This is a genomic window from Priestia koreensis (genome assembly GCF_001274935.1).
In the GTDB taxonomy this organism is placed as follows: Bacteria; Bacillota; Bacilli; order Bacillales; family Bacillaceae_H; genus Bacillus_AG; species Bacillus_AG koreensis.
The window spans coordinates 321688-343667 of sequence record NZ_LILC01000011.1 but is presented as its reverse complement, the minus strand read 5'-3'; the positions used below and the strand labels follow the sequence as shown (position 1 = coordinate 343667).

Genomic DNA, 21980 nt, shown 5'->3' with positions numbered 1-21980 from the left:
TACTACATTATGGATAAACTTAGTATTATCACACATAGAAAAAAGTGCCGCTGAAGCATGAATCGCTTCAACGGCACTTTTGGAATGAAGATTTTACTGTTCGTTTTCTTCTTCTTCGTCTAAGAAAGCTCCTAGCATTTCTTCAATTAGATCCCATTCTTCTTCAGATTCGATTGGCTGTAATTCGCCTTCTTGACCTTCTGGGCCTTCATTGAAAGCTGAAGCATGAATTTCGATTTCTTCTTCGTCATCTTCACTTGCACTTACTGGGTAATAAAGTACATATGATTTTTTGAATTCGTCAGATGCAAATGTGAAAAGAACCTCACATAATTGCTCGTTGCCATTTTCGTCTACTACTGTAATTTGTTTTTCACCATGTTCCATTATTGTATACACCTCAATTTATTGTTTGCTATCTAAATAGCCTTGTAATATCATGACTGCTGCCATTTTATCAATTACTTTTTTTCGTTTTTTTCTGCTGACATCTGCAGACAATAGGACTCGCTCCGCTGCTACTGTTGATAAACGCTCGTCCCACATAGTAACCTCCATCTGCAACTCTTCTTTTAGAAGGTCTGCAAATTCAATACAGGCTTCCCCACGTGGACCGATCGTTCCGTTCATGTTTTTCGGCAACCCGACTACTAACGCTTCAACACTATACTCTTGAATTAGCTCCTGGAGTCTTGGAATACTTACGTGAACCTTTTCATTAGGGACTTTAATCGTTTCAATTCCTTGAGCCGTCCATCCCATTTCATCGCTCACTGCCACTCCGATTGTCTTCGTGCCTACATCTAATCCAAGTACGCGCATTTACTAACCCTCTCGATGCTGTTTTAAGTACGATTTCACTAATTCTTCAATTAGCTCGTCTCGCTCTAACTTACGAATGATGTTACGTGCATCCTTATGGCGGGGAATATAAGCTGGATCACCAGACAATAAGTATCCCACAATCTGGTTTATGGAATTATAGCCTTTCTCTTCTAGCGCATCATGAACCGTAAACAATACTTCATGAACATTCGTTTCTGAAGAGTCATCATGAAAATTGAATTTCATGGTTTGATCAAAAGAGCTCATACTGACACCTCACTCTCATTCCTTGTGGATGTACTCACAAAATGTTAGTTCTTGTTTCTATTGTACACTAATGTTTGTCGTAATCAAACGGATTTTACCCATTCTTCTACAAAGCTTAATGCACTCTCGATTTTCGAAGCGTCTTTACCACCCGCTTGTGCCATATCAGGACGACCACCGCCGCCTCCGCCACAACGTGTTGCCACTTCTTTTACAATCTTCCCAGCATGATAACCGGAGTCAATTAAATCTTTCGTTACACCCGCAACGATGTTCACTTTCTCACCTTGTGCCGATGCAAGTACGATTACAGCAGATCCTAACTTTTGTTTAAGGTCATCTACCATACCGCGTAAGCCGTTCATGTCTGATGCATTCACTTTCTTCGCTAATACTTTTACACCGTTAATTTCTTGTACTTGATCCACAAGACTACCTGCTTCAATATTACCCAGTTTTGTAGATAAAGATTCGTTTTCACGCTGAATTTCTTTCATTTCGTCTAATAAACCGTCGATACGCGTTAAAATATCACGTGGATTTGCTTTTAGTTTACTAGCCGCTTCTTTTAGCGTGTTTACTTGGTTATTCATTAGTTGATAAGCATGTTGACCTGTTACAGCTTCAATACGACGTGTTCCTGCTCCAATTCCAGATTCAGAAACAATTTTAAATAAGCCAATAACAGATGTGTTCGGTACGTGACACCCACCGCAAAGTTCAAGGCTATAGTCGCCTACTTGCACGACACGTACAACGTTGCCATACTTCTCGCCGAATAATGCCATTGCACCTTTTTCTTTTGCTTCGTTAATGCCCATGCTTTCGATGACAACCGGAATACTCTTCCAGATTTTTTCATTTACGATTTGCTCGATTTTCTCTAATTCTTCTGCCGTTACTTGACCGAAGTGTGAGAAGTCAAAGCGTAGGCGCTCACTTGTTACTAATGATCCAGCTTGGTTTACATGACCGCCAAGCGTGTCTTTTAGTGCTTGGTGCAGTAAGTGAGTTGCCGTATGGTTTTTAATGACGTGACCACGGTTTTCTTCATCCACTGTTGCTGTGTATGTTTCACCGTTTGCTAACGTTCCTTCTACGACATGTACCGTATGAAGGTTTTGACCGTTCGGTGCTTTTTGAACATCTTTTACGATGATTTTAGACGTTGCGTTTGTTAATGTTCCTGTATCGGCAATTTGTCCACCGCTCTCTGCGTAGAAAGGCGTCTCTTTTAGAATAAGCTGTGCATCTTGTCCTGCCTCAGCTACTTCAGCAAGCTGACCGTTCACAAGAATAACTTGTGGAGATGTTTCAATCGTTAAGTTGCTGTACCCAACAAATGTGCTTTCTGCTTTAATTTCTCCAAGAATACCGTCTTGAACTTGCATCGAATCAACATCTTGACGGGCTGCACGAGCACGTTCACGCTGTGCTTCCATTTCACGTTCAAATCCTTCGTGATCGACTTTCATGTTCTCATCTTCAGCGTACTCTTCCGTTAGTTCAACAGGGAAACCGTACGTATCATAAAGGCGGAACACATCTGTACCAGCAATTATGTCGCTACCTTTTTCTTTTTCCTGCTTCATAACTGTTGCTAAAATAGCAAGGCCGTCATTTAACGTCTCATGGAAACGTTCTTCTTCGTTTTTCACGACGCGTTGAATGAACTCTACTTTTTCCTTCACGCCTGGATAGAAGTCCACCATAATTTCAGCAACTACCGGCACAAGCTCGTACATGAACGGACGATTAATATTGATTGACTTCGCATAACGAACCGCACGACGAAGCAAACGACGTAATACGTAGCCGCGACCTTCATTTGATGGAAGCGCTCCGTCTCCAACTGCAAATGTTACTGTACGAATATGGTCAGCAATGACTTTAAATGCCACATCGTCTTCTTTGTTTTGACGGTATTTACGACCAGAAATAGCTTCTGTTGCTTCAATAATTGGCATAAATAGATCTGTATCAAAGTTTGTTGGTACGTCTTGAATAACTGATACCATACGCTCTAGACCCATTCCTGTATCAATGTTTTTCTTTGGAAGCGGCGTATACGTTCCGTCTGGATTGTGGTTAAATTGTGAAAACACAAGGTTCCATACTTCTAAATAACGTTCGTTCTCGCCACCTGGGTATAGTTCAGGATCACTTTCATCATTCCCGTACGCTTCACCACGGTCATAGAAAATCTCCGTATTTGGACCACTTGGGCCTTCACCGATATCCCAGAAGTTTCCTTCTAAACGAATAATACGTTCTTCTGGAACGCCAATTTTGTTTTTCCAGTGATCATACGCTTCCGTGTCTTCTGGGTGAATTGTAACGGAAAGCTTGTCAGCATCAAAGCCAACCCACTTGTCGCTTGTTAAGAACTCCCATGCCCACTCGATTGCTTCTTCTTTGAAATAATCGCCGATGGAGAAGTTTCCAAGCATTTCAAAAAACGTATGATGGCGTGCCGTTTTCCCTACGTTTTCAATATCGTTTGTACGAATTGATTTTTGCGCGTTACAAATACGTGGATTTGCTGGAATTACGCGACCATCAAAATATTTTTTAAGTGTTGCTACACCGCTGTTAATCCAAAGTAAAGATGGGTCCTCATGAGGAACAAGAGGAGCACTTGGTTCTACGCTATGACCTTTTTCTTTGAAAAAATCTAAATACATTTGACGTACTTGTGCAGATGTTAACTTTTTCATCTTCATATCCTCCTTAAAATGGTTGTTTGATGACATAAAAAAACTCCCATCCCTAAAAGCAGGGACGAGAGTTATACTCGCGGTACCACCCTGATTATGAGCTACAATTAGCTCATCACCTCAGAAGCACTAACGTAGCTTTCACGGCAGAGTTTATCTACACTCCAGATTAGCTTTCTGCTACCCTTCATTTAAAGCTCCTCTCAGCCTTGAGAGCTTCTCTCTGATCCTAACGGAATAAATGGGCTGTAGCATACTTGATCCTTCATTGCTTTTGTCGTTATGTATGACAATGTTTATGGCGATATTATGACAAATTGCACTTTATTTGTCAATGCTTGAAGCTATACGTACGCAAATGAATGAGTGAAATTTTCACTACGGCAAGAATAGGTACGGCAAGAATCAATCCAATAATTCCTCCAAGTTCTCCTCCGAGCAGGAGAGCAAACATAATGAAAAGAGGATGAATGTGCAAGCTTTTTCCAACAATGAGTGGAGACAAAATATTTCCTTCCAAAAACTGAAGAAAGAAAATGAGAACGAGCACGATAATTACAAGCTTCACAGAAATAGTCGCGGCAATGACCGCAGCTGGTATAGCTCCAATAATTGGGCCGAAATAAGGAATCACGTTGGTGAGACCAATAATGATGCCCAGCAGCAAAGGATACGGAATATGAAAAATCCATAAACCAATCGTGGCAACAGCACCAATAATCACACAAACAAAAAATTGCCCACGGATGTAATCTCCTAGCGACTCATTCACATCGTGCAAAAAACGTTTCCCAGGTTCATGCCACTTTTTAGGAGTCAAAAAGGCCACTGCTTTTCGAATAAGACCGAAGTCTTTTAACATATAGAAGACAATGAACGGAATAATGATGATCACTAAAAAAGCACCGATCAATCCTTTTACTCCGTTCATGATTCGCTCCATCCAACTCCCAAGAGAAGCTTCCATGTCATCAAGAGCTTGTTCAATTCGTTCATGTACACCGTTTGGTAAGGATTCAGTATGATGATGAACGGATGAGATCCAATCACGGTACGTATTGGTCACCTGTGGAAGCTGCTCATTCAAATCACGTAGCTGAATGATAAAAACCGGAATTCCTTTATAAATCGCATATCCTACCCCACCAAAAAACAACAAATAAATAATTAAAATGGCGAGCGGTCTTGGAAGTGATTGTTGATGAAGCTTTTCAATAAGCGGGTGAAGAAGATATGTAATAAACCCTGCAATTAAAAACGGAACAAGGGCCTTAAAAATCATAAACAAAATCGGTAGCCATAAAAACTTAATTTTAAAGAAGACAAATATACAAAGGAGTAGTAATAAAATCACTCCTATTCTGTAAAACCACTTTACGGGTACTTCTCTCACGTTGCATCCCTCCTGCTATTGTTAGTCTGAATGATTTACGAGAGAATATACGCTCCGTTCAAAAAAGAACCAACAAAAAAGAGAACCTCGATGGGTTCTCTTTGATCTGTTTTACGAAAATGATTTCATTACGCGTTTGCGCATTTTTTTCATGTTTCGTCTTGAAAACATTTGACGGTCATCTGCAGCTTTATATGCATAAGCTCCAAGACCAAATACGACGGCTGACGTTAAAAAACGGTTCATGATGCATCCCCCTCTAAAGAGTAACGTTACAAATTAATCGTTCTCTCATCGTCTGAAAATAAATCATCAAGTGAGCTCAACGATCCGTCTTCCTCAACTTGATGTAAATTTGCTTTTCCTTTTGAAATGGTTAGTTCAATGAAACATCCCCAGCAGTAATATTGATTTACACCAATTTTCCCAACATCAATGCTATTACAGTTTGGACATCTTAACACAATGGACACCTCAATTTTCTCGACTATTAGTAGTAGAGCAGTGTGCCCATTTTTTGTTAAAAATATACGCCAAAGATGATCATACCGAACCAAAAAAGAAAAACGATAGCCACACCTTTTGATGGGCTATCGTTATGTTTTGATATTTTACATAAAATCATACGGCGTAACGTTTTCCATGCCAATATTTGCATCCGCCATAAATGGGACCTCATTCGGATCATGAGGAACATCCTCACTTTGCAGTAAAGAAAGCAGGGTTGTTTGCCTCATACCATCATCGTTCCGCTTAATTCCGAGGTTCAGCGCGTCTTCTTCACCGCACAAAATTAAAAAGTTTTTACTTCGTGTCACGGCCGTATAAATTAAATTACGACGCAGCATACGATAATAACTTTTTACAACCGGCAAAATCACGATAGAAAATTCGCTTCCCTGCGATTTATGAATGGAGCAGCAGTACGCGTGAGTAATTTGATTAAAATCCTGCTTTGTATAAGTGACCTCATTGCCATCAAATGAAATGACCAGCATATCCTGCTTCTCCGTGTTCTCCTTCGCATAAAAAACGGAGACGATCTCTCCCATATCGCCGTTAAATACATGACTCTCAGGCTGATTGACAAGCTGCAGAACTTTGTCACCGACTCGGTACACGACGTCTCCATGCTTCACTTCTCTGCGCTGCTGAGAAGGCGGATTAAACAGCTCTTGCAGAATAACGTTCATTTGATCAATGCCCGCAGGTCCTCGATACATCGGTGCAAGCACTTGAATATCCTTCACCTGATAGCCCTTTTTAAACGCATTGGCAGAAACCTTTTGCACGACCTCGCTAATTTGCGCCGTCGTGCATTTAATAAACGAACGGTCTGGCTGTGGCTGTCTAATATCAGGAGGAAGCTCGCCTTTTTTGATGGCGTGGGCCAAATCAATAATGGAAGATCCGTGTTCTTGGCGATAAATATCCGTTAGCCTAACCGTTGGAATGACATTCGCTTGCAATAGGTCGCGAAGAACTTGTCCTGGTCCAACAGATGGAAGCTGATCTTCATCTCCTACGAAGATGACTTGAATATGTACAGGTAGAGACTTCATCAGCTGGTGAGCAAGCCACGTGTCCACCATCGACATTTCATCGACGATCAACAGCTTTCCTTCAATCGGCTGATCCTCGTTGTGCTCAAATCCCTCTTGTCCGTTCCATTTTAAAAGACGATGAATGGTGACCGCCGGTAAACCAGTGGACTCGCTCATTCGTTTTGCGGCTCGTCCTGTTGGAGCGACGAGGAGAACTGGGAACGTTTCATCCTTTTTGTATTCACCCGGATCTAGCGAGCAGCCGTGCAGTTCTGCATAGAGCTCAACGATTCCTTTAATAACGGTCGTTTTCCCCGTACCAGGACCTCCTGTTAACAGCATCATCGGAGACATAAGGGCGGTTTGAATGGCCTCACGCTGTGAAGGCGCATATTGAACGCTCAAACGCTCTTCCAACTCCCCGAGAGCCAGCAAAAATTCCGATTCGGGAAATTGATCGGTATATTCGGTTTGCTCAAGAACTCGCTTAATGGCCGTCGCAACGCCTTTTTCAGCGTAGTAAAGAGGTGGAATATATGCCTTGTCATCCGCTAGCACGAGCTTTTTGTCATCTTTCAACCGCTCCATCTCGTCCATCACATCATCAAAGGTAATCCCATCTTGATGATTTTTTTGTAGAAGTTCGATGGTTTGCTGCTGTAGCTGCTGGAATGTTAAGTACACGTGACCAATTTGATTGCACTCCTGTTCGAGCACGTATAAAATCCCCGCTCGAATTCGATCTGGATGATTTCCTTCCATTCCGAGCTTACGGCCAAGCTCATCCGCACGATTAAAACCAATTCCCTGAACGTCTTCTACAAGCTGATACGGATTGCGTCTAATAACGTCTAGTGCCTCGTTTTTGTACGCTTGGAAAATCTTCATCGACAGCTGAGGGCCAAAACCATAGTCCGTCAGCTTAATCATGACTTCTTCTAATCCTTGATGCTCACGAAGCTGTTCGACTAGCGTAATTGCCTTTTCACCGGATAGCTTCGGTACTTTCTTTAAAACGTTTGGGTCTTTTATGATTTTATAAATCGCTCGTTCACCAAGCGTATCAACAATGCTCTCAGCGGTCTTTTTACCGATTCCATGAAACAAATCGCTCGATAAATACTGAATGACGCCTTGCTTTGACTGCGGAAGCTCTTTCTTAAACCGCTCTACGTTAAACTGCAGGCCGAATTTTGGATGTTCTTTGAAATGCCCATAAAACGTATAATATTCGTCCTCATGAAGGCGAGGGAAATACCCTGTCACGACCGCTTCCTTATCCTCTAACGTTAAATTCGTTTCTTTTACTCGAATGCGAGCAACGTTGTACAAGTTTTCTTCATTATGAAAAATCGTGACAATGGCCGTTCCCTTAATGAAGCGTTCCTCGACCGCAGTCGTTTGTTCATCAGACATGTTCTCCCTCCTTTCTGACTCAGAAAACGAAATGGTTATTGATTAATGAGCTGTTTGGCTTCAAATGCCATCGCATGATCAGGTTGAATAGCTAATGCTTTGTCCATCATTTCTAACGCTTTTTCACGATTTTCTTCATACACGTAGGCTATGCCTAAATTGTAGTACCCATCCGCATGCTCTGGGTCCTGCTCAACCACTTTCTCAAACTGTGCTTTCGCTTCCTCAATCACACCCTGCTGTGCAAGACAAAGTCCATATTGAAAGCGCGCTTCTACATCTTCACCGTTTAGCTCCACTGCACGCTGCAGGTAAGGAAGCGCTAAACGATCCTGCTCCGTATACAGCAAGCTTAAGCCAAGCATAAAGTACACATCTGATGTATTTAATCCTTTTTGAATCGCTGTCTCAAATTGTTTTTGTGCTTTTTCGAACTGCTCAGCGTTAAAATAAATCGTTCCAATGCCATAATAAGCTGTTGCCATTGTGTCATCAATTTCTAATGCACGTTCAAAAAACTTCATAGCACGATCAGAGTCTCCAACCGCCCCTAATAAGTTGCCAAAGTTCACGTACGTAATTCCATCCTCTGGATTTTGTTCAATTGCTTCTGTAAATGCTTTAGCCGCTTCTTCGTATTTTCCTTCTTGCATATATTGAATGCCTAATTGATTATGATCTGTCATTTTCTTTCCTCCAACTATTTATCGTTATCTTAAAGTATAGCATACAAAAGAAGGTGATTCGTCAAGCAATATCTGCTCACAAATCACCCTTAAAGAGAGTCACATTCGAACGTACTTACACGTACCAGATTTGCTCTCCGTTTTTATATACGTCATCAATGGTGCCTCCACCTAGACACTCGTCACCATTATAAAAAACAACGGCTTGTCCAGGAGTAATCGCACGAATTGGCTCGTCAAAAACGACGCGGACATTTCCGTCTGGTAACTTCTCAACGGTTACCTTATTATCTGGCTGACGGTAGCGGAATTTCGCTGTGCAACGCATTGGCTCATCCCACTCTTTATCACTTACCCAGCTAACATTCGTCGCAATAAGAGACTCTGAATAAAGAAGCTCATTATCAAAACCTTGCGCAACATATAAAATATTCTTCTCAAGGTCTTTTCCAACCGCAAACCAAGGATCTCCGCTTCCACCAATTCCAAGACCGTGGCGTTGACCAATTGTGTGATACATTAATCCTTCGTGATGACCTTTTACTTCACCATCAAGTGTTTGCATCACACCAGGTTGTGCAGGTAAGTATTGACTTAAGAACTCTTTGAAGTTGCGTTCACCGATAAAACAAATGCCCGTGCTATCTTTTTTCGTTGCCGTCGCAAGACCTGCTTCTTTGGCGATTTCACGTACTTTCGGCTTGTCAATATTCCCAATCGGGAACATTACTTTTGATAGTTGATCTTGACCAAGCTGATTTAAGAAATACGTTTGGTCTTTGTTTTCATCAAGGCCACGAAGCATTTTGTATTCGCCGTCACGGTATTCAACCTGTGCGTAATGACCTGTTGCTAGGTAGTCTGCACCAAGCGTCATCGCATGCTCTAGGAATGCTTTGAACTTGATTTCTTTGTTACACATAACGTCCGGATTTGGCGTACGTCCTGCTTTATATTCATCTAGGAAATAAGTAAACACTTTATCCCAGTATTGTTTTTCAAAGTTGACTGCATAATAAGGAATGCCAATTTGGTTACATACGCGAATTACGTCTTCATAATCTTCTGTCGCTGTACATACGCCATTTTCATCGGTATCATCCCAGTTTTTCATAAAAATTCCGATTACGTCATAGCCTTGTTGTTTTAGTAAAAGAGCAGCTACAGAAGAGTCTACTCCTCCACTCATCCCAACAACTACGCGCGTATCTTTTGGTGCTTTTGTCAACTCATGTCACCTCCACTAAATCTATCATGTTGTTAATCGTTTTACGATTTTAGCCGTTTCAAAAGCAGCACGTTCAATCTGCTCTTTCTGATTTCCTAATCCGAAGCTAAAACGCACGGATGAGGCCAAGCGATCTGATTCCTTGCCGAACATTGATACAAGAACATGTGATGGATCAATAGAACCTGCTGTACAAGCAGAACCGCTTGAAACGGAGATCCCTGCGATATCAAGATTCACAAGCAGTGACTCCACGTTTGTTCCAGGGAAATATAAGTTCAGTACGTGAGGCAATGAATGCTCAAGGCTTCCATTGATCTCAAAGCGCACGTCCTCATTTATTAGAACGTCAATCATGACTTGCTTTAACTCTTGATAAGCGTTTCTTTTCTCCGCCATCGTTTCTTTTGCAAGCTTAACCGCTTCTGCAAATCCAACAATGTTCACTACGTTCTCTGTTCCTGCTCTGCGCTTACGCTCCTGCTCGCCTCCGAATAAAAGAGGTGAGATGGTTACGTTTGGCGCCATGTATAAGAAACCAATGCCCTTTGGACCATTGATTTTATGTGACGAAACCGAAAGAAGATCAACGCCTAATTCTTGCACATTTAGCTCTGCAAGTCCATAAGCTTGCACTGCATCCGTATGGAAATAAGCACCATGATCACGGAGCACATCACCAATCTCCTTAATAGGCTGAATCGTTCCTACTTCATTATTACCGTACATAATTGAGACGATAAGCGTTTCCTCACGAAGCGCATCTTCTACGTCCTTGACCGCTACTCGACCCGTTTCATCAACAGGTAAATACGTAATCTCAAATCCCTGTTTTTCAAGCATTTCGCACGTATGAAGCACGGCATGATGCTCAATTTCAGTCGTAATAATATGGTTGCCACGGTGACGGTTTGCAAGGGCGACACCAGTTAGCGCCATGTTATCCGCTTCTGTCCCGCCACTCGTGAACACGATATCCGTTACGTTCGCACCGATGCTTGCTGCGATTACTTCACGCGCTTCATCTAAATAACGGCGGCTTTCTCTCCCATAGTAATGAATACTTGACGGGTTGCCAAACGTTTCGCTCATAACCGTTGTCATTTTATCAATGACGGCTGGATGAACGGGCGACGTAGCTGCGTGATCCATGTAAATCCGTTCCAAATCAAACACTCCTTCAACACATTAAATATAAAACATATATGAATCTTCGTTACCATCTGTATGGTTCGCTAAGTCTTCTAATGTTGTGCTATCTAATACTTCTTTTACAGCATCGCGAATTCGAATCCATAGTTCACGTTTTGCTGGTTCTTCATCTTCTAATACTTCTACAGGGCTAATAGGTCCCTCTAAAACTGAAATGACATCGCCTGCTGTAATTCGAACAGGCTCGTCCGCTAAAATATAGCCTCCGTATGCACCGCGAATACTTTTCACAAGACGTGCATTTCGCAGCGGAGAAATTAACTGCTCTAAATAATGTTCAGACAGATTATGCGTTTGTGCAATCGTTTTAAGGGAGATCGGACCTTCCCCGTATTTCTTCGCTAACTCGATCATAATTGTTAATCCGTAACGTCCTTTTGTTGAAATTTTCATTTCTACTAGCACCCCTTCTATATAAATTCAGTTCATCTATATCAAATTTTATCTACTTTATTTTATTACATGAAGATCGCATCAATTTTTCGTTTTATTCTTTATTGTGGTCATTTCTAAAAAAACTAGACCTAAGATATTATAGCATATTATGAAGCACTATAAGGCGAATTTGCTATGATAGAGGGTAAAGCGTTTTGGAATCTAGCATTGTCATAGTACAATTAAAGATACGATAACAAAAGGAGATGGTACGTTATGAAACAGCCCCTGGCGTTTCGGATGCGTCCTACACATTTAGACGATGTGATTGGCCAACAGCACCTAGTGGGGGAAGGGAAAATCATTCGACGCATGGTCAAAGCAAACCATATTAGCTCCATGATTTTATACGGCCCTCCCGGAACAGGTAAAACAACGATGGCAACCGCTATTGCCAAAAGCACAAACACAGCCTTTCGGCAATTGAATGCCGTTGTAAACAATAAAAAAGACATGGAAATTGTCGCAGAAGAAGCAAAAATGTCTGGAAAAGTGATTCTACTTCTAGATGAGGTACACCGTCTAGATAAAGCAAAACAAGACTTTTTACTTCCATACCTCGAAAATGGAAAAATCATCTTGATTGGTGCGACAACGAGTAATCCGTATCACGCCATCAATCCTGCGATTCGAAGTCGGTGCCAAATCTTCGAACTCAAATCCTTGTTACCAGAAGAGGTTAAGGTAGCGATTGTACGTGCCATTGAAGACGAAGAGACGGGATACGGCAAACAGCACGTCACAGTTGACGATGATGCACTCGAACATTTTGCGACTGCTTGTAACGGTGACGTTCGGGCGGCGCTCGGAGCGCTCGAGCTTGCTATTTTATCGACAGACCCAAGTAAGGACGGAAGCATTCGTATTACTTTACCGATCGCGGAAGAATGTCTGCAGAAAAAATACTTCTCGCACGACAAAAACGGTGATGCGCATTATGACGTTCTTTCGGCTTTTCAAAAGTCCATCCGTGGCAGTGACGTCAACGCGGCTCTTCACTACCTGGCACGGCTAATTGAAGCAGGAGACCTAGTGAGCATTAGCAGAAGGTTACTTGTGATTGCGTACGAAGATATTGGACTTGCAAGCCCTCAGGCACCTCAGCGTGTACTTGCGGCGGTGGAAACAGCGGAGCGATTAGGTTTTCCTGAAGCTCGAATTCCTCTTGCAAATGCGGTCATTGAACTATGCTTGTCACCAAAATCGAATTCGGCTTACAAAGCGCTTGATGAGGCTCTTGCAGACATTCGAAGCGGAAAAAGTGGTGAAGTGCCGACTCACTTAAAGGATTCTCACTACAAAGGCGCGAGCTCATTAGGTAGAGGCGTTGAATACCTCTATCCTCATGACTATGAAAGCGGCTGGGTAAAACAGCAGTACCTGCCAGATCGAATTAAAAATAAGCGCTACTACGATCCAAAGCAAACGGGTAAATTTGAGCAGGCCCTCTCGCAAATTTATCGCAACCTGCAGAAAAAGTGAGAAAAGGAGAAGACGTTGCGTCTTCTCCTTTTTCTTATTGACCTACTCGTTTGATTTCAACGTCTTTTAGTAAATCATTGATCACGTGCCCAGCAGCAATAAGTCCTGCTACAGACGGAACAAACGCATTGGATGATGGTGGCATTTTCGCTTTACGAATTTCTGCTTCGTCATTTCCAACCGTTTTACGGATATCTTCACGAATAACAATTGGACTCTCATCTGAGAATACGACGTTAATTCCTTTATGAATGCCTTCTTTACGAAGACGAACACGAATTACTTTTGCCATTGGATCCGTGTGTGTTTTGGAAATATCAGCTACACGGAAGCGCGTTGGGTCCATCTTATTTGCTGCTCCCATACTTGAGATCATTGGGATTTTACGCTTTAAGCATTCTTTCATTAAGTGAATTTTATACGAGATCGTATCAGACGCATCGATGACATAATCAAGTCCATAGCTGAAGAACTCTTCGTACGTTTCTTCTGTATAAAACATTTTTAGTGAAATGACTTCACAGTCCGGGTTAATATCGGCAATGCGCTGTTTCATTAGATCGGCTTTCGGCTGACCTACTGTTGAAAGCAACGCGTGGATTTGACGATTAACGTTTGTGATATCGACATCGTCTTTGTCGACTAATACAAGACGACCTACGCCAGAACGTGCAAGAGCTTCAGCCGCAAACGATCCGACACCGCCGATTCCAAGAACCGCTACTGTACTATTTTTTAATGTATTAATTCCTTCTTTTCCGACCGCTAACTCATTGCGAGAAAATTGATGTAACATTTGGTTCACACTCCATCTTTGTTTGGTTCTCTATTGTAAATTTCATTAGATGAACGATTCTACTTTTTCGTAACATTAGTAATTCTAGTGGATTTAAGGGATTTTTGCAATTTCGTTTTGTATTTTCACAGGAAAAGTACCATTGTCTATTTGCATGCATACTCAAAACTTCCCTTTGCAAACAAAATAAAACCTCCACGTCGTTAGACGCAGAGGTTATATGTGTATTAGTGATGGTCCCAATTATGCCGTCCGAACCGCCCCATGTTTTGAACCCGCTCTCAGCAGGTGGGTGCTCTGTACGACCTATTGCAAGTCCTTAAAAAAGGCATGTGCGCAAGGTTGCAACTCCGAGCTCCCGTTTATGGAAATGTTCGGTCAAAACAACAGGTAATAAGACGAACACATCAGGACCTTTTATTAGTCATTATCCTATCATAAGATATCTGAATTTTCAAGCGATATACTTATGAATTTTGTTCTACTTTTTGCTTCGTAACAGCAAGGCTTAATTCTTCTAGCTGAGCCTCACTTACTTCACCTGGTGCATTCGTTAGCAGACAGCTTGCGCTAGCTGTTTTCGGGAATGCAATTGTATCACGTAGGTTTGTACGTCCTGATAATAGCATAACCAAACGGTCAAGACCCAATGCAATACCTCCATGTGGTGGCGTACCGTATTCGAATGCCTCAAGCAAGAAACCAAACTGCTCCTGTGCTTGCTCTGGTGTAAAGCCAAGCGTTTTGAACATTTTTTCTTGAACGTCGCGCTCGTAAATACGAAGAGATCCTCCGCCAAGCTCATATCCATTCAATACTAAGTCGTATGCCTCTGCACGAACGCTTCCTGGATCTGTTTCTAGACGTTCTAGATCTTCACGAACAGGCATTGTGAACGGATGATGCGCTGCGTAATAGCGACCTTCTTCTTCTGCGTATTCAAGAAGTGGCCAATCTGTTACCCATAGGAAGTTGAATTTTGATTCGTCGATTAAACCAAGATCCTTCCCAAGTTTGTTGCGAAGTGCACCAAGTGCATCAGCAACTACTGATTTTTTATCTGCTACAAATAATAACAAATCTCCAGCTGTTGCTTCAAGCGTTGTGATGAAGGCTTGCTGTTCTTCTTCACCAAAGAATTTAGCGATCGGTCCTTTTAAACCATCTTCTTCTACTTTTAACCATGCAAGACCTTTTGCACCGTAGCGTGAAACGAACTCTGTTAAAGCATCAATGTCTTTGCGAGAATAGTTAGCAGCGGCACCTTTTACGTTGATCGCTTTCACCTGTCCACCGTTTTCAACTGCTGCGCTAAATACTTTGAATCCACAGTTTCCAACAAGCCCTGAAAGATCAACAAGCTCCATCGCAAAGCGTGTATCTGGTTTATCCGATCCGTAGCGTCCCATTGCATCATCGTATGTCATACGAGGGAATGGAGTCGTTACATCAACGCCTTTTACTTCCTTCATTACTTTCGACATCATCGCTTCTGTTAATTCCACAATTTCCTCTTGCGTTAGGAATGACATCTCAATGTCAATTTGCGTGAATTCTGGCTGACGGTCTGCACGCAAGTCCTCATCGCGGAAACAGCGAGCAATTTGATAGTAACGCTCGAATCCGCCTACCATTAACAGCTGTTTGAAAATTTGCGGTGATTGTGGAAGAGCATAAAATTCACCTGGATGTACGCGGCTTGGTACAAGATAGTCACGTGCGCCCTCTGGTGTGCTTTTCGTTAAGATTGGCGTTTCAACGTCTAAGAACCCATTGTCATCTAAGAATGAACGCATCGTCTTTGTAATGTTATGACGCATTTTAAACGTATCAAACATCACTTGACGACGAAGATCTAAATAGCGGTATTTTAAACGAACATCTTCTGATACTTCAGCTTGATCTGTAATAGCAAAAGGTGGTGTTTTAGCTTTGTTTAAAACGACTACGCTTGATGCGTGAACTTCGATTGTTCCTGTAGAAAGATTTTTGTTAATCGTTCCTTCTTGACGTGATACGACTGTACCTTCTACTTGAAGAACATATTCTGAACGAACGCCTTCAGCTACTGCTAGTGCTTCAGGTGAAACCTCTGGATTTACTACGACTTGAACAAGCCCTGTTCGGTCACGAAGGTCAATAAAGATTAACCCTCCTAAATCACGACGTTTTTGAACCCACCCTTTTAAAGTAATCGTTTCGCTAATTGAGCTTTCTGGTACTTCACCGCAATAATAAGTTCGCACTGACATCTTGTTTCCTCCTCTGAAAGTTGTTTATAAGTTCGTTAAATAGTGAACAAGTTCGGTAATAGCAACTTCATTTTGATCACCTTTTTGCATATCTTTCACGTTGACCACGCCTTTTTCAAGCTCGTCTTCCCCTAATACAACAACGTACTTCGCTTCTAGGCGGTCAGCCGCTTTAAACTGTGCTTTCATTTTTTTATCTAGGTAGTCTTTTTCCGTTACAAACCCTGCTTGACGGAGGTCGTTGACGATCGAGACAACTTTATCTTTTGCTGCATCTCCTAATGACACAACGTAGCAATCAACGCCTGTATCAACAGGAAGTTCAACACCTTCTGCTTCTAATGCCGAAAGCAGACGCTCAATGCTAAGACCAAAGCCAATACCTGGTGTTTCAGGTCCACCTAAGTCCTGAACAAGACCGTTGTAGCGTCCACCACCGCAAAGCGTTGTAATCGCTCCGAATCCTTCCGCTTCACTCATAATTTCAAAAGCCGTGTGGTTATAGTAATCTAACCCACGAACAAGGTTTGGATCGACAACAAACTCAATGTTTAAATCCGTTAAGTATTGCTGAACTTTTTCGAAATACTCTCTTGAATAGTCATTTAAGTAATCCGTAATCGCTGGTGCAGTTTTCATTAGTTCGTGATCACGATCTTTTTTACAATCAAGAATACGAAGTGGATTTTTCTCTAGACGGTTTTGACAGTCTGAGCAAAACTCTCCGATTCTTGGTTTAAAATGATCGATCAGCGCTTGACGATGTGCTTGACGGCTTTCTGCATCTCCAAGACTGTTCACTACGAGGCGAAGACTCTTTAGCCCCAGTGACTGATAAAATTGCATCGCTAGTGCTAATACTTCTGCATCAATGGACGGATCGTTGCTTCCTAAAGCTTCTACACCGAACTGTACGAATTGACGGAAACGCCCTGCCTGTGGACGCTCATAGCGAAACATCGGTCCAATGTAGTAAAGCTTCGTTGGTTGATTCGGACTTCCGAACATTTTATGTGTTACAAATGAACGAACAACACCAGCCGTTCCTTCTGGACGAAGTGTTAAGCTACGGTCGCCTCTGTCCGTAAAAGTGTACATCTCTTTTTGAACGATGTCCGTTGTCTCTCCAACTCCGCGTTGGAAAAGCTCGGTGTGTTCAAACATTGGGGTACGAACTTCTTTGTAGTTAAATGCTCGACAAATCTCTCTTGCCTTTTGTTCAATATACTGCCAGTACTCAACGGTACCAGGTAAAATGTCTTGGGTTCCTCTTGGAATTTGAATAGACATGATTCGCATTCATCCTCCTGCTCTTATCGTTTGAAAATACAAAAAGCTCTCATCCCTACTGTTACCATCGTAACAGTAGGGACGAGAGCTTGAAATCTCGTGGTGCCACCCTAATTGAAGCTACTATTGTCTAGCTTCCACTCAAATCGTTAACGTACGATCACGTTCAGCTCCTACTGCGATGATTCATCGGTTCAGAGAGAAACCTCCAGAGTGTTCTTTCAGTAAGTCATCATGTAGAAATGCTTTCAGCCACGGCATCTCTTCTCTTTTTCATGTGTACTCCTACCTACTCTGCTCTTTCACTGGTTATACCTATATGGATTATCTTTTATAAGATAATAGTTCTTCTGTTAAAAGAACTCGTATGTATTTAGTGATTGTCTATTATATTACGAATGAAATGAGTGATTGTCAAGAACCTTTCCCAATTTATGAGCGATTTAAATATCTTCTTAGCTTTTGCATTTCTTGTTGCTGATAGCCGTTGCTCATCGTTGCCTTTTCTGCTTCTGCTTCATCTTGAACGTTTTCTCGAAAGGAAACGCCTAAAAGACTAGCTGATTGTAAAAAAGATTGTTCACCTTTTGAACTAAATTTCATCTGTCATTCCTCTTTTCGTTTACTACGCCTATTTACTGTCAATACTGTATGAACATAAAAGTTTCTTTATCTATTTTTTCACTACATAAAGGAAATTATTCTTTCGTAGAGAATATATTTTTGTTCACACTTTAGACGAGGAGCAGATCGCTCAATTTAAACTAGTAGGAGGCATAAAAAGATACATGAACAAGAGAAAACAACTGGTGATTTGTCTGTTCTTTTGTATCATCACTCTATTTTTGACTTCTTATGACCGACAAGACGTACCTGTGTTGGAAAGTGGTAGCGTGACGGCAGACGTTCTCAATATGAGAAAAGGGCCTGGATTGTCATTTCCCATTGTCAGAAAGCTACATCATGGCAAAGAGGTAGCCATTTTAGTTGAACAAGGAGAGTGGCGCTACGTTCGTTTGCAGGATGGAGCTGAAGGTTGGGTTTCATCTCGCTTCGTACGCACAACCGCCAATCAAGCACTTCCTGTTCAAGCTGCCGTTCAACAAAACAGCAACGGAGAAAAACTGAATGGAAAAGTCATTGTCATTGACCCTGGTCACGGAGGAAAAGACAAAGGTGCAACTGGAACTCAAGGTACCTTTGAAAAGGATTTGACGCTTCGCACGGCAACACAGCTAAAAGAACAGCTTGAACAAACCGGAGCAACTGTTTTGTTAACGAGAACGTCAGATACGAAAATATCCTTGTCATCGCGCGTGCAATACGCAAGGGACCACCGGGCTGACGTATTTATTAGTATCCATTACAACAGTGTCAAAGACGAGAGTGCTCACGGAATTATGACTTATTTTTATCAAGAGAAAAAGGACCGCTCTCTTGCACAAAGTATTCAACAACAACTCGCTCATACATCAAAATTAAAAAACAAATATGATAAATTTGGTAACTTCTATGTTCTGCGAGAAAATCCTCAGCCGTCTGTATTAGTTGAGCTCGGTTTTTTAAGCAACAGAGAAGAAGAACAGTATATTAATTCGATTGCCTTTCAGCGTGATGTCGTTGGTGGCATCACACAAGGCATTACACAGTATCTTTTACAAAAATAAAAAAGCCCGCCAGCTCTCACAAAGCTGACGGGCCATTTTTTTTACTTTTCTTTGCTTTCTACAATTAACGTGACAGGTCCATCGTTGGTGAAGGACACGTCCATCATGGCACCAAATTTCCCTGTCTCCACGTTCGTTCCTAACGCACGAAGCTGCTCATTAAAATGCTCATAAATGGCATTCGCATAATCCGGTTTAGCAGCGCTCATAAAGTTAGGTCGTCTTCCTTTACGACAATCACCATACAGCGTAAACTGTGATACGGATAATACGTCACCCTTTACGTCTAACAAGGAGAAATTCATTTTCTCTGATTCATCTTCAAAAATGCGAAGGTTGGCGATTTTTTCTGCTACGTACTCTGCATCTTCTTTTGTATCGGTATGAGTGACTCCTACAAGAAGCATCAACCCGTGGTCAATCGCTCCGACTGTTTCGCCATCTACCGTTACGGCTGCGTTTTTTGCTCGTTGTACCACTACGCGCATTTTTTCAAATCCCTTCTACTGCATAATTCGACGTACTGAATAGATGTCACGAATTTGCTTAATTCGTTCGACGACTTTGTGTAAATGGCTAATGTTATGAATGGAAATAGACATGTTAATCGTGGCCATCTTATTACGGTCAGATCGACCCGATACGGCGGAAATGTTCGTCTTCGTTTCATTCACAGCTTGAAGAACCTCATTCAACAGCCCACGACGATCAAATCCTGAAATTTCAATTTCCACATTGAATTCTTTGCCTTGCTTAATCTGAGATTCCCACTCGACAGGAATGAGGCGTGATTCTGCGTCTTCCGTGTGCACGTTCGGACAATCAGCACGGTGAACGGATACACCTCTCCCCTTTGTGATAAATCCGACAATATCGTCACCTGGAACAGGACTACAGCATTTCGATAATCGAATAAGCAAGTTATCAATGCCTTGAACAATGACGCCAGAATCTCTGCGCTTCGTCGTATTCACGCGCTTCACTTCACGGATGTTTTCTTGTAAGGAAGCTTCCTGCTCTTGATCACGCTTTTTACGCCATTTTTCAGTCAGGCGATTCGCTACTTGTAACGGCGTAATTCCATTGTAACCAACGGCAGCATACATGTCTTCATCATTGCTAAAGTTGAACTTCTCCGCAACGCGTTTGATGTTGTCAGCTGTTAAAATTTCCTTCACGTCAAATTCCATTTGACGCACTTCTTTTTCAACGAGCTCTTTGCCCTTTTCAATGTTCTCATCACGACGCTGTTTTTTGAAAAACTGACGAATTTTATTTTTAGCCTGGGATGTTTGCGCAAGCTTCAACCAATCTGGGCTCGGCCCATACGAATGTTTGGACGTCAAAATCTCAATAATATCGCCCGTCTTTAATTTGTAGTCGAGCGTAACCATCTTTCCGTTTACCTTCGCACCGATGGTTTTATTACCGATCTCTGAATGAATACGATACGAAAAATCGATCGGTACAGAACCTGATGGAAGCTCAATTACGTCACCTTTAGGCGTAAAGACGTACACCATATCAGAAAAGAGATCAATCTTTAACGATTCCATAAACTCTTCTGCATTCGTTGCATCATTTTGGAACTCTAGAATTTCGCGGAACCACGTCATTTTTTCTTCAAAGGACGATTGCTCCGTTAACGTTTTTCCTTCTTTGTATGCCCAGTGAGCAGCAATCCCGAATTCAGCAATTTGATGCATATCTGCTGTACGGATCTGCACTTCTAACGGCTCTCCTTTTGGACCAATGACAGTCGTATGAAGCGACTGATACATATTGGCCTTCGGCATAGCAATATAATCTTTGAAACGTCCAGGCATTGGCTTCCAACACGTGTGAATAATCCCTAAAACGGCATAGCAATCTTTGATGCTATTGACGATAATTCGTACAGCAAGCAAATCGTAAATCTCATTAAACTGCTTGTTTTGTAACGCCATTTTACGGTAAATGGAATAGATGTGCTTTGGACGACCCGAAAGTTCAACTTTAATTGACACTTCGTTCACACGTTCACGCACTTCTCCAATAACCTGATCCAGGTATTCCTCACGTTCTGCACGCTTCTTCTTCATTAAATTCACAATACGATAGTATTGCTGCGGGTTTAAGTAGCGAAGAGCTGTATCTTCTAGCTCCCATTTAATCGCAGAAATCCCTAAACGATGCGCAAGAGGTGCAAAAATTTCCAGCGTTTCATTGGAAATTCGTCGTTGTTTTTCCTGCGGTAAATGTTTAAGCGTACGCATATTATGAAGGCGGTCTGCAAGCTTGACGAGAATAACACGAATATCCTGTGCCATCGCAACGAACATTTTGCGATGATTTTCTGCCTGCTGCTCTTCTTTTGATTTGTACTTAATTTTACCGAGCTTTGTTACACCATCTACTAGCATAGCTACTTCTTTGTTGAAGCTGTCACTAATCTGTTCTAGCGTCACTTCTGTATCTTCTACTACATCATGTAAAAAACCAGTTGCTATTGTATCAGGGTCCATCTCTAAGTCCACTAATATGCCAGCTACTTGAATCGGATGTATAATATAAGGCTCACCAGATTTTCGATACTGTTCTTTGTGAGCATCCTTTGCAAATTCATATGCTCGCTGGACAAATGCGACATCTCTTTCTGACAAATAGGTTTTAGCCTGGTCAATCACTTGTTCAGCTGTTAGCACTTGCTCGTTTGCCATGAAATCACCTTTTATAAGCATTTTGTAAATCCATATTGTATCTATTATCTTGAAAATTTTCAAAGATGTAA

At 41.8% G+C, this 21980-nt stretch carries 20 protein-coding genes, 1 other RNA gene and 2 other annotated features; of the genes, 2 read left to right on the top strand and 19 right to left on the bottom strand.

Annotated features, from left to right (window positions below):
* Positions 1–93: 93 nt before the first annotated feature.
* The 12 genes from AMD01_RS08890 to cymR all read right to left on the bottom strand — a co-directional run bounded on the left by AMD01_RS08890 (position 94) and on the right by cymR (position 11681).
* Positions 94–387 carry a DUF1292 domain-containing protein gene (locus AMD01_RS08890; RefSeq protein ID WP_053401032.1) on the bottom strand — a complete coding sequence of 98 codons (294 nt, stop codon included), beginning with the start codon at positions 385–387 and terminating at the stop codon, positions 94–96.
* Positions 388–405: 18 nt separating this feature from the next.
* Positions 406–822, bottom strand: coding sequence for a Holliday junction resolvase RuvX (ruvX, locus tag AMD01_RS08885; RefSeq protein ID WP_053401031.1), 417 nt, complete (start codon positions 820–822; stop codon positions 406–408).
* Positions 823–825: 3 nt separating this feature from the next.
* Positions 826–1092, bottom strand: a complete 267-nt coding sequence (locus tag AMD01_RS08880; RefSeq protein WP_053401030.1) for an IreB family regulatory phosphoprotein — start codon at positions 1090–1092, stop codon at positions 826–828.
* Between the two features lie 83 nt (positions 1093–1175).
* A complete protein-coding gene (alaS, locus tag AMD01_RS08875) occupies positions 1176–3809 on the bottom strand; it encodes an alanine--tRNA ligase (protein ID WP_053401029.1) in 2634 nt (877 codons plus the stop codon).
* Between the two features lie 57 nt (positions 3810–3866).
* Positions 3867–4087 (bottom strand) — a binding site (T-box leader).
* 53 nt (positions 4088–4140) lie between these two features.
* Positions 4141–5202 carry an AI-2E family transporter gene (locus AMD01_RS08870; protein WP_053401028.1) on the bottom strand — a complete coding sequence of 354 codons (1062 nt, stop codon included), beginning with the start codon at positions 5200–5202 and terminating at the stop codon, positions 4141–4143.
* Between the two features lie 111 nt (positions 5203–5313).
* Positions 5314–5448, bottom strand: coding sequence for a YrzQ family protein (locus AMD01_RS23480; protein ID WP_083446484.1), 135 nt, complete (start codon positions 5446–5448; stop codon positions 5314–5316).
* A gap of 26 nt (positions 5449–5474) precedes the next feature.
* The gene (locus AMD01_RS08865) at positions 5475–5666 is read right to left on the bottom strand and encodes a hypothetical protein (RefSeq protein WP_053401027.1); all 192 of its coding nucleotides are present in this window, start codon (positions 5664–5666) and stop codon (positions 5475–5477) included.
* A 147-nt stretch (positions 5667–5813) separates the two neighbouring features.
* Positions 5814–8162, bottom strand: a complete 2349-nt coding sequence (gene recD2 / locus AMD01_RS08860; protein ID WP_053401026.1) for an SF1B family DNA helicase RecD2 — start codon at positions 8160–8162, stop codon at positions 5814–5816.
* A gap of 35 nt (positions 8163–8197) precedes the next feature.
* The gene (locus AMD01_RS08855) at positions 8198–8848 is read right to left on the bottom strand and encodes a tetratricopeptide repeat protein (RefSeq protein WP_053401025.1); all 651 of its coding nucleotides are present in this window, start codon (positions 8846–8848) and stop codon (positions 8198–8200) included.
* Positions 8849–8963: 115 nt separating this feature from the next.
* Entirely contained in the window at positions 8964–10076 is a 1113-nt protein-coding gene (gene mnmA, locus AMD01_RS08850) for a tRNA 2-thiouridine(34) synthase MnmA (RefSeq protein ID WP_053401024.1), read from the bottom strand.
* A 24-nt stretch (positions 10077–10100) separates the two neighbouring features.
* A complete protein-coding gene (locus AMD01_RS08845) occupies positions 10101–11243 on the bottom strand; it encodes a cysteine desulfurase family protein (protein WP_053401023.1) in 1143 nt (380 codons plus the stop codon).
* 21 nt (positions 11244–11264) lie between these two features.
* On the bottom strand, positions 11265–11681 hold the full coding sequence (cymR, locus tag AMD01_RS08840) for a cysteine metabolism transcriptional regulator CymR (RefSeq protein WP_053401022.1): 417 nt from the start codon (positions 11679–11681) through the stop codon (positions 11265–11267).
* Positions 11682–11939: 258 nt separating this feature from the next.
* Here cymR and AMD01_RS08835 point away from each other — a divergent pair, with 258 nt between their 5' ends.
* The gene (locus tag AMD01_RS08835) at positions 11940–13205 is read left to right on the top strand and encodes a replication-associated recombination protein A (protein ID WP_053401021.1); all 1266 of its coding nucleotides are present in this window, start codon (positions 11940–11942) and stop codon (positions 13203–13205) included.
* 34 nt (positions 13206–13239) lie between these two features.
* On the opposite strand, the gene AMD01_RS08830 is transcribed toward AMD01_RS08835, so the two are convergent.
* From AMD01_RS08830 to AMD01_RS23990, 5 genes are all read right to left on the bottom strand, one after another.
* Positions 13240–14001 carry a tRNA threonylcarbamoyladenosine dehydratase gene (locus AMD01_RS08830; protein ID WP_053401020.1) on the bottom strand — a complete coding sequence of 254 codons (762 nt, stop codon included), beginning with the start codon at positions 13999–14001 and terminating at the stop codon, positions 13240–13242.
* A 232-nt stretch (positions 14002–14233) separates the two neighbouring features.
* Positions 14234–14418, bottom strand: a non-coding RNA gene (gene ssrS / locus AMD01_RS23475) — 6S RNA.
* A gap of 50 nt (positions 14419–14468) precedes the next feature.
* Positions 14469–16253 carry an aspartate--tRNA ligase gene (aspS, locus tag AMD01_RS08825; protein ID WP_053401019.1) on the bottom strand — a complete coding sequence of 595 codons (1785 nt, stop codon included), beginning with the start codon at positions 16251–16253 and terminating at the stop codon, positions 14469–14471.
* 24 nt (positions 16254–16277) lie between these two features.
* The gene (gene hisS / locus AMD01_RS08820) at positions 16278–17543 is read right to left on the bottom strand and encodes a histidine--tRNA ligase (RefSeq protein ID WP_053401059.1); all 1266 of its coding nucleotides are present in this window, start codon (positions 17541–17543) and stop codon (positions 16278–16280) included.
* A 74-nt stretch (positions 17544–17617) separates the two neighbouring features.
* Positions 17618–17858, bottom strand: a binding site (T-box leader).
* Between the two features lie 117 nt (positions 17859–17975).
* Positions 17976–18146 carry a hypothetical protein gene (locus AMD01_RS23990; RefSeq protein WP_157052668.1) on the bottom strand — a complete coding sequence of 57 codons (171 nt, stop codon included), beginning with the start codon at positions 18144–18146 and terminating at the stop codon, positions 17976–17978.
* A gap of 185 nt (positions 18147–18331) precedes the next feature.
* Between AMD01_RS23990 and AMD01_RS08815 the strand changes: the two genes are divergently transcribed.
* Positions 18332–19210 carry an N-acetylmuramoyl-L-alanine amidase family protein gene (locus tag AMD01_RS08815; protein ID WP_053401018.1) on the top strand — a complete coding sequence of 293 codons (879 nt, stop codon included), beginning with the start codon at positions 18332–18334 and terminating at the stop codon, positions 19208–19210.
* Positions 19211–19251: 41 nt separating this feature from the next.
* Here AMD01_RS08815 and dtd read toward each other — a convergent pair whose 3' ends face one another.
* Positions 19252–19698: a D-aminoacyl-tRNA deacylase gene (gene dtd / locus AMD01_RS08810; protein WP_053401017.1), complete on the bottom strand. Its 447-nt coding sequence runs from the start codon at positions 19696–19698 to the stop codon at positions 19252–19254.
* A gap of 15 nt (positions 19699–19713) precedes the next feature.
* The gene (locus tag AMD01_RS08805; protein ID WP_053401016.1) at positions 19714–21909 is read right to left on the bottom strand and encodes a RelA/SpoT family protein; all 2196 of its coding nucleotides are present in this window, start codon (positions 21907–21909) and stop codon (positions 19714–19716) included.
* Between the last annotated feature and the right edge of the window lie 71 nt (positions 21910–21980).

Bases quoted from the DNA above. Each gene is read 5' to 3' on its own strand.
- cymR (WP_053401022.1), bottom strand. From the start codon at position 11,681: ATGAAAATTTCAACAAAAGGACGTTACGGATTAACAATTATGATCGAG.
- ruvX (WP_053401031.1), bottom strand. From the start codon at position 822: ATGCGCGTACTTGGATTAGATGTAGGCACGAAGACAATCGGAGTGGCA.
- alaS (WP_053401029.1), bottom strand. From the start codon at position 3,809: ATGAAAAAGTTAACATCTGCACAAGTACGTCAAATGTATTTAGATTTT.
- AMD01_RS08815 (WP_053401018.1), top strand. From the start codon at position 18,332: ATGAACAAGAGAAAACAACTGGTGATTTGTCTGTTCTTTTGTATCATC.
- AMD01_RS08805 (WP_053401016.1), bottom strand. From the start codon at position 21,909: ATGGCAAACGAGCAAGTGCTAACAGCTGAACAAGTGATTGACCAGGCT.
- AMD01_RS08835 (WP_053401021.1), top strand. From the start codon at position 11,940: ATGAAACAGCCCCTGGCGTTTCGGATGCGTCCTACACATTTAGACGAT.
- hisS (WP_053401059.1), bottom strand. From the start codon at position 17,543: ATGTCTATTCAAATTCCAAGAGGAACCCAAGACATTTTACCTGGTACC.
- AMD01_RS23480 (WP_083446484.1), bottom strand. From the start codon at position 5,448: ATGAACCGTTTTTTAACGTCAGCCGTCGTATTTGGTCTTGGAGCTTAT.
- dtd (WP_053401017.1), bottom strand. From the start codon at position 19,698: ATGCGCGTAGTGGTACAACGAGCAAAAAACGCAGCCGTAACGGTAGAT.
- AMD01_RS08855 (WP_053401025.1), bottom strand. From the start codon at position 8,848: ATGACAGATCATAATCAATTAGGCATTCAATATATGCAAGAAGGAAAA.
- aspS (WP_053401019.1), bottom strand. From the start codon at position 16,253: ATGTCAGTGCGAACTTATTATTGCGGTGAAGTACCAGAAAGCTCAATT.
- recD2 (WP_053401026.1), bottom strand. From the start codon at position 8,162: ATGTCTGATGAACAAACGACTGCGGTCGAGGAACGCTTCATTAAGGGA.
- AMD01_RS23990 (WP_157052668.1), bottom strand. From the start codon at position 18,146: ATGAAATTTAGTTCAAAAGGTGAACAATCTTTTTTACAATCAGCTAGT.
- AMD01_RS08880 (WP_053401030.1), bottom strand. From the start codon at position 1,092: ATGAGCTCTTTTGATCAAACCATGAAATTCAATTTTCATGATGACTCT.
- AMD01_RS08890 (WP_053401032.1), bottom strand. From the start codon at position 387: ATGGAACATGGTGAAAAACAAATTACAGTAGTAGACGAAAATGGCAAC.
- AMD01_RS08830 (WP_053401020.1), bottom strand. From the start codon at position 14,001: ATGTTACATCAATTTTCTCGCAATGAGTTAGCGGTCGGAAAAGAAGGA.